Genomic DNA, 7433 nt, shown 5'->3' on the forward strand with positions numbered 1-7433 from the left:
GAGAACACGCCGATGCTGAATCGCGTGCGGGTCAAGGCCTACCCCGTGCGCGAGCGCAACGGCGTGTTGTGGACGTACATGGGCCCGGACGCGGAGCCGCCCGAACTGCCGAGCATGGAATGGAACATGGTGCCGCCGGAGAACGTGCACGTGTCCATGCGCATCCAGGACTGCAACTGGCTGCAGGCGCTCGAAGGCGAGATCGATTCGGCGCACGCGGCGATCCTGCACGGCCGCGTCGACGCCGGTGGCAGCATCGACCAATGGAAGCAAGCGGCCGACCTGGCACCGAAGTTCGAGGTCGTGCAGCACGAGGGCGGCGTGCATGTCGCCTCGCGCCGGAAGCTCGGCGAGGACAAGAACTACATTCGAGTGAACCAGTTCCTGCTGCCGTTCTGGACTCTGGTACCGCCCTTCTCCCAGTATCCCGAATTGAGCGGCCACGCCTGGGTGCCAATCGACGACGAGCACACGCTGTGCATCATGTTTTCGTACCATCCGGCCCAGCCCTTCTACGAAAAGACGCGCAAGCTCTTCATGGCCGGCCACAACGACCGCGAAACCGGCCACGCATCCGAAGCCTCGTTCGCCGAGCCGCGGCCCGTCACCCACCCGTACCACACGTACTGGAGCAAGTACAACCGCGAGAACGCCTACGGCTATGCGCCGGCCCTGGCCAAGAAGTACAACGCGGGCATGCCGGGCCTCTGGCTGCAGGACGCAGCCTGCCAGTCCGGCGTGGCGCCGATCTACGACCGCAGCAAGGAGAACCTCGGCCTGAGCGACAGCGGCGTCGCGAGAACCCGCCGCGTCCTGCTCGAATCCGTGAAGCGCTTGCGCGCCGATGGTGTGCGGCCGCCCTCCGTCGATGACGCCTCGAAATTCCTCGTCCGCGCGATCTCGATCACGGTGCCCGAAGGCGCGGACTGGATGGCGGCCGGAAGCGAATTCATGCGTGCCGAGCCCGGCAAGGACTTCGGCTACGCGCCGTGACAGACATCGAGCTTTCATGACCACATCCGCTCCATCCACGCTCGCGCAGCGCGCCCACGAATTCCCGGCGCACGTTCCGCGACCCGCGCATGCGCCGACCGTGCTTCAAGGCATTCGCGTCGTCGATTTCACCCACTTCATCGCCGGGCCCCTGGCCACCATGTTCCTCGCAGACATGGGTGCGGACGTGGTGAAGATCGAGGCGCCCGAGCGCGGCGACGAGTTGCGCTACTACCCGCCGGCCGTGCCGGACCTCGAAGCCCAGGGCGGCCCCTTCCTCTGGAGCAACCGCAACAAGCGCAGCGTTGCGGTCGATCTGAAGACGCCGGCGGGCATCGAGGTAGCGCGCAGCCTGATCGCGAGTGCCGACGTGGTGGTCGAGAATTTCTCGACTGGCGTGATGGCCCGGTTCGGGCTCGACTACGCCGCGTGCCGTGCCCTCAATCCGAAGATCATCTATTGCTCGGTCTCGGCCTACGGCCGCGAGGGTCCCTTCGCGGACCGCCTGGGCTTCGACCCCGTGGTGCAGGCCGAGAGCGGCTTCGTCTCCATGAACGGCTACCCGGATCGCATGGGCGTGAGGGCCTCATCTGCCGTCATGGACATCAGCACCGCGATGATGGTGTCCAACGCCATTCTCGGAGCGTTGTTCGCCCGCGTGCGCCAAGGAGAAGGCCAGTTCGTCGAGGTCGCCCTGTTCGACACGGGACTCCTGATGACCGGCTGGGCCACGATGCAGCATCTGGTCTCGGGCCAGGAGCCTCAGCGCAACGGCAACACGAGCCCCGACACCTGCCCGTCGGGCGTCTTCGAGGCCTCGGACAAGCCCTTCTACATCAACTGCGGCAACGACAAGATCTTCCAGCGACTGGTCGGGCAGGTGCTGGAACGCCCCGACCTCGCCGGCGACCAGACCCTGATGAACCGCAACGGCCGCATCGCACGCCGCGACTTCTTGTTCCAGGAACTTGGCGACGCGTTTCGCCAGCTTCCCTGGTCTCATTGGCAGGCGCGCATGCGGGAGGCTCAGATACCCTGCGGCGAGGTTCGCACCGTCGGGGAAGCGATGCGATCGGCTGAAGCCGAGGCACGTCGGGTCGTCACGCACATTCCCCACCCGACCTTGGGCCAGATCCCGAACATCGCCTCGCCGATCCGGTATGCGCGCACGCCGATGGTCGATCCAACGCCCGCGCCGAACATCGGACAGCACACCGAAGCCGTGCTGCACGAGGTGCTCGGATGGAACTCGACCGAGGTTGCGGAATTGGCCCGCGCAGGGGCTTTCGGCCAGCGGGTCCGCGCGTCGAATGCTGGCTCCGCATGACGCCGACGTGCCGACGCTGACTTCGGCCCGCTCGGCCGAAGCCCGCTGCGACCTCGTCGTGGTCGGCGCCGGCGCGGCGGGCATGACCACCGCGCTGGTCGCCGCGCTGCACGGGTTGAAGGTCACGTTGCTCGAGGCCAGCGACCAAGCAGGAGGCACCACCGCCACCTCGGCCGGAACGCTATGGATCCCGGGGAGCAGCCAGGGCGCCCGTGCCGGACACCCCGACCACCTCGACAACGCACGCAGCTACCTCGACGCCCTGGTGGGTCCTGACGATCCACGTGGCCTGAGGGCGGCCTACCTGGCTTCGGCCGCCGAGGCGATCGACTTCCTCGAAGCCCACACGGCCGTCGCGTTCCGTTCCGCAGGCGTGCATCCAGACTATCTTGAACTGCCCGGCGCGGCCATGGCAGGCCGGGCGATCTCGCCGCTGGAATTCGACGGCCGCAAGCTCGGCCGCGATTTCTCCCGCGTGCGGGCGCCGATGCAGTCCTTCATGGTGCTGGGCGGCATGATGGTCGGCAAGGCCGACATCGGCGCATTGCTCGGACGCTTCCGGTCCGCGTCCCACTTCCTGCGCGCCGCCCGACTCGTCGGCCGGTATGCACTCGACCGCCTGAGAGGCTACCGCCGCGGCACGCGACTGGTCATGGGCAATGCGCTGGTCGCCCGACTCCTCTACAGCCTGAAGCAGGCGGGCGTCACCGTGGTGTACGGGGCGCGCTGCGAAAGCCTGGTCGTCGAGGCGGGGTGCGTGGTTGGCGTCCGCGTCGTCGCGCAGGATGCAGGCGCATCCCGGATCATCGATGCGCCTTCCGGTGTCGTGCTGTGCGCGGGCGGCGTGGGACACCATGCCGGGTTGCGACAAGCGTTCGACACCCATGCGCTGCAGTCCCGCAGCCTGTCCTTCGAGGGCAACCGAGGTGAAGGCATGGAAGCCGCGCTGGCAGTGGGCGCCGCGCTCGCGCGCAGCGATCCCGACTTCCTGTGGCAGCCCGTGTCCCTGGTGCCCGACGGTGCCGGGGGCGCGTCGCTCTACCCTCACCTGTTCCTCGACCGTGCAAAGCCCGGTCTGCTCGCGGTCGATCGCGCGGGCCGGCGCTTCGTGAATGAAGGCGCCTCATATCACTACTTCGTCGAAGGCATGCGGACCGCGCGCGCCACCGCGCCATGCGCGACGCCAGCGTACCTGGTCTGCAGCCTCGCCTTCGTGAAACAGTACGGACTTGGCGCCATTCATCCGGGCACGACGAATCTCGACCGATGGATTCAGCGCGGCTATGTCGCCATCGGCGAATCCCTGGACGCTCTGGCCAGCCGTTTGGGGATCGACCCGGACGGACTTCGCGCCAGCGTCGCCCAGATGAACGAAGCCGCCAGCGAGGGCTGCGACGCGCTGTTCGGCAAAGGCAGCACGGCCGTCAGTCGCTTCAACGGCAATCCCGACCAAGCGCCCAACCCCTGCCTGGCGCCTCTGCTGGGCGGCCCCTATGTCGGACTCGAAATCTGGCCGGGCGAGGCCGCGAACAGTTCAGGCTTGTCCACCACGGCGGACGGCGAGGTGCTCGACAAGGAAGGTCGCGCAGTGGCAGGGCTCTATGCATGCGGCAACGACATGGCATCAATCTGGCGCGGCAGCTATCCCGGACCCGGAGCCACGCTGGGGCCGGCGATGGTCTTCGCCTATCGGCTGGCAAGAGGCATCGTCGCCAAGCGATAGGCGGCGGACCCCCGGCGGCGCGGCCATTCACCGGCCACTGCGATTTCCTCAGGCCGTGCCCTGGGCTGCCGCCGAACGGGCGCCCCATTGGTCCATGTACTTGGTTTGCAGCCGGACCAGCGCCTTCGTCATTTCCGCCATTGCAGCGGCGGCATCGCGGGCCCGCAGGTGCTTCATGAAGCGACGGCGCGAAGGCAAGATGAACGCATTGTCGCTGGGCCCGATCTGCGCGATGAACTGCGCGAAGACCGCGACGATGCCCTCCATCGTGATCACCAGGATCGGGTTGCGCGTGGCGCGCGCCAGGATGATGTGGAACTCGCGGTTGTGACGCGCGCGCTCGTCGAATTCGGCCGCCCTGGCCGCGGCATCGATATTGGCCTCGAGCGCCGCAAAATCCTCGTCGGTCGCGCGTTCGCACGCGACGCGCACCACCACTTCGCACAGCCACACGCGTGCCTCGGTCAGCTGCTGCGGGGTGATCGCACCGAGGTGATAGAGATCGCGCATCCCGCTCACAATGACGCCCGAGCTTCCAAAGCGAACGAAGGCCCCGCCGGTCGCGCCCTTGCGCATCTCCACGATGCCTGCGTGCTCAAGCCCTCGCAGCGCCTCGCGCAAAGTGTTGCGGCTGACGTTGAGCCGGGCCGACAGGTCCCGTTCCGATGGCAGGCGGTCTCCCGGCTTGAGTTTCCCGCCCGCGATCATTTCCCTCACCTGCGCGGAGATCTCGTCGACGGCCCGCGAGGGAGCGATTGCAGAAAAATCCATGGTGAGCAAACCGGTGGTCATTGGCTCAATCATTCTACCCGAATGACGTTGAATGGCTCCAATCACGACAAACCTAGGGGAAACCGAGCATCCGAGAATGTTGAACGTTCAACTAATTGTTCCTACAGTCGAGTCTTTCCCCACGAAAGATGTGAGACATGGACGCAGTTGCCACTCAAATTCCCGAGATCGACATTGATCCCTTCAGTGCCGAGATGATCGATGAGCCCTATGCCATGCACGAGGTGCTTCGCGAGGCCGGCCCGGTGGTCTTCCTGCCGAAGTACGACCTGCACGTGGTCGCCCGCCACGCGCAGGTTCAATCGGTGCTGACGAATTGGGAGAGCTTTATTTCCTCGGCCGGCGTCGGCCTCGCGAACTTCAGGCACGAAGCGCCCTTCCGCCCCAAGAGCCTGTTGCTCGAGGCGGACCCGCCGGACCACACGGTCGTGCGGACCGTGATCTCGCGGGTCATGTCGCCGAAGACCATCCAGCAGCTGCGCGACCTTTTCGAGGCCGAAGCCGAGGCAATGTTCGTTCGTCTGCTCGCGAAGCGGGAGATCGAGGGCGTCAAGGAACTGGCCGAGCATTTCCCGCTCAAGGTCTTTCCGGATGCCGTGGGCCTGGAGTGCGAGGGCCGCGACAACCTGCTGCTCTACGGCGACATGGTGTTCAATGCACTGGGTCCGCGCAACGCGTTGTTTGAACGGTCCATGGAGCGGTTCAAGCCGGTGTCGTCCTGGGTCATGGACCATTGCGAGCGAAAGGCGTTGCGTCCAGGCGGGCTGGGCCACCTCATCTACCAGGCGGCCGACACCGGCGAGATCACCCACGAGCAGGCACCGATGCTGGTGCGTTCCTTCCTCTCCGCGGGCGTCGATACCACCATCAACGGCATCGCCAACGTGCTGCTGACGCTGGCGCGCCATCCGGACGAGTACGCCAAGCTGCACGCCAACCCGGCTCTCGCCCGCCAGACCTTCGAAGAGGGCCTGCGCTACGAGTCCATCGTACAGACCATCTTCCGCACGACGTCGCGTGCCGTCGAGATCGACGGCGTCCCGATCGCCGAGGACCGCAAGGTGCTGACGCTGCTGGGAGCCGCGAATCGCGATCCGCGCAAATGGTCCGAGCCGAATCGGTTCAACGTCGAGCGCAACCCCGTGGGGCACGTCGTCTTCGGCGCGGGGATTCACGGCTGCGTCGGCCAGATCATCGCCCGGATGGAAGGCGAGATCGTCCTGCGCACGCTGGCGCGCAAGGTCAAGCGCATCGAGCTGACCGCCCCTCACGAGCGGCACCACAACAACTCGCTGCGAGCCATGCGCAAGCTCCCGCTGGAACTCGTTGCGGCCTGAGGAGGGTGCGACACATGCCGATCGTCAACGTCGCCTTGCCCGCTGGCACGCAGGTTCAGCTCGAGGTCAGCGCGGGGTCCACGTTCATGCGCGCCGCGGTCGACGCCGCAACCGAAGGCATCATCGGGGAGTGCGGAGGCGCCGCCATGTGCGGAACCTGTCACGTGATGGTGCATCCCGACTGGCTGGAACGCCTGCCCGCAATGAGCCAGAACGAAGACGAGATGCTCGACTGCACGGCTGCGCCCCGGCAGCCCAACAGCCGCCTCGGTTGCCAGTTGCGGATCACCGCCGACCTGGACGGGCTGGCCCTCGCCCTCCCGAATCGCCAGCAGTGAGCGGCTTGGGGCGGGCTACAAAAGAAGTTAGGCTTGGGGAAAGTCATCCACCCGAACCTTCCGTGACATCCCGCAAAGCGTCTGACCTTCACCCCCGCTCTTCCCTGCGTCAATCCCGGGAAGGACCCGTGCTGGACCTCAACAGGTACGTTCCGGGGCTCATCACGCTCATCGCCAGCAACCTCTCCAGCGGCGCATCCAGCGCTTATCTGTCCCTCTACGCCATCGGCATCGAAACCTGGCGGGTCATGGTGATGCTGGCCATCGAAGGGAGAGTCACGGCGCAGCGCATTGTCCAGCTGTTGGATGCGGACAAGGGCGCGATCTCCCGCACGCTCAAGTCGATGCAAGCTCAAGGCCTGGTCCGACTCGAGCCCGATGAAAGCGATGGCCGCGTGCGCCATGCCGTCTTCACACCCGAGGGCCGACGGCTGCACGACCGGATCATCCGGTTGGCGCTGGTGCGCGAAGTCGCTGCGATTTCCGTGCTGTCGAACGAGGAGGTCGAAACGCTGCGCGCGCTGCTGCGTCGCGTCTACATGAACCTGCCGCACGTCGAAGATGCCACCGCCGCATTCAGTCGCGAGGAGCGCGCGGCACTGGGCTTGCCTGCCGATGGCCCGCCGCTGCGGCGCCGCGGCGTCTCGACGCCACCCGCGACCGGGACCGCCCCGGAGGCTAGTAGCCGATCTGGTCGAAGAAAGCCCGGACCTCGTCGCTGAATGCGACGGGCTCTTCCAGCGCCGCAAAATGGCCGCCGGAGCCCATCTGTGTCCACCGGGCCACCGCATAGGCGCGCTCGGCCACGTGCCGCGGCGGATACGGGATGAACTCCGCCGGAAAGCATGCGACGCCCGTCGGCACCTCCACCCGCGGCACCTGCGCTCCGGGCGGGCTCTCCTCGGCCCGACCCCGGTACATCC

8 protein-coding genes are annotated in these 7433 nt (G+C 66.6%); 6 read left to right on the plus strand and 2 right to left on the minus strand.

The genetic code is table 11. The features are described from left to right. The 3 genes from AC1DY5_RS34665 to AC1DY5_RS34675 all read left to right on the plus strand — a co-directional run. A partial coding sequence (locus tag AC1DY5_RS34665; protein WP_478118904.1) for a Rieske 2Fe-2S domain-containing protein occupies positions 1-993 on the plus strand: 993 nt, incomplete at its 5' end. A gap of 16 nt (positions 994-1009) precedes the next feature. Next, on the plus strand, positions 1010-2320 hold the full coding sequence (locus tag AC1DY5_RS34670; RefSeq protein WP_478118905.1) for a CaiB/BaiF CoA transferase family protein: 1311 nt from the start codon (positions 1010-1012) through the stop codon (positions 2318-2320). Then, positions 2304-4043, plus strand: a complete 1740-nt coding sequence (locus tag AC1DY5_RS34675) for an FAD-dependent oxidoreductase (protein ID WP_478118906.1) — start codon at positions 2304-2306, stop codon at positions 4041-4043. Before AC1DY5_RS34670 ends, AC1DY5_RS34675 begins: the two co-directional genes overlap by 17 nt. Before the next feature lie 48 nt (positions 4044-4091). Here AC1DY5_RS34675 and AC1DY5_RS34680 read toward each other — a convergent pair whose 3' ends face one another. Further along, entirely contained in the window at positions 4092-4814 is a 723-nt protein-coding gene (locus AC1DY5_RS34680; RefSeq protein ID WP_478118907.1) for a FadR/GntR family transcriptional regulator, read from the minus strand. Between the two features lie 158 nt (positions 4815-4972). Between AC1DY5_RS34680 and AC1DY5_RS34685 the strand changes: the two genes are divergently transcribed. The 3 genes from AC1DY5_RS34685 to AC1DY5_RS34695 all read left to right on the plus strand — a co-directional run bounded on the left by AC1DY5_RS34685 (position 4973) and on the right by AC1DY5_RS34695 (position 7232). Beyond that, positions 4973-6172: a cytochrome P450 gene (locus AC1DY5_RS34685; protein ID WP_478118909.1), complete on the plus strand. Its 1200-nt coding sequence runs from the start codon at positions 4973-4975 to the stop codon at positions 6170-6172. A gap of 14 nt (positions 6173-6186) precedes the next feature. Next, a complete protein-coding gene (locus AC1DY5_RS34690) occupies positions 6187-6510 on the plus strand; it encodes a 2Fe-2S iron-sulfur cluster-binding protein (RefSeq protein ID WP_478118911.1) in 324 nt (107 codons plus the stop codon). Positions 6511-6638: 128 nt separating this feature from the next. Continuing rightward, on the plus strand, positions 6639-7232 hold the full coding sequence (locus AC1DY5_RS34695; RefSeq protein WP_478118913.1) for a MarR family winged helix-turn-helix transcriptional regulator: 594 nt from the start codon (positions 6639-6641) through the stop codon (positions 7230-7232). Here the strand turns inward: AC1DY5_RS34695 and AC1DY5_RS34700 are convergent. Then, positions 7189-7433: alpha/beta fold hydrolase (locus tag AC1DY5_RS34700; protein ID WP_478118915.1), on the minus strand; the 245-nt coding region annotated here is incomplete at its 5' end. The genes AC1DY5_RS34695 and AC1DY5_RS34700 overlap by 44 nt on opposite strands.

The sequence above is a fragment of the Variovorax sp. P4_D9 genome (genome assembly GCF_056401695.1).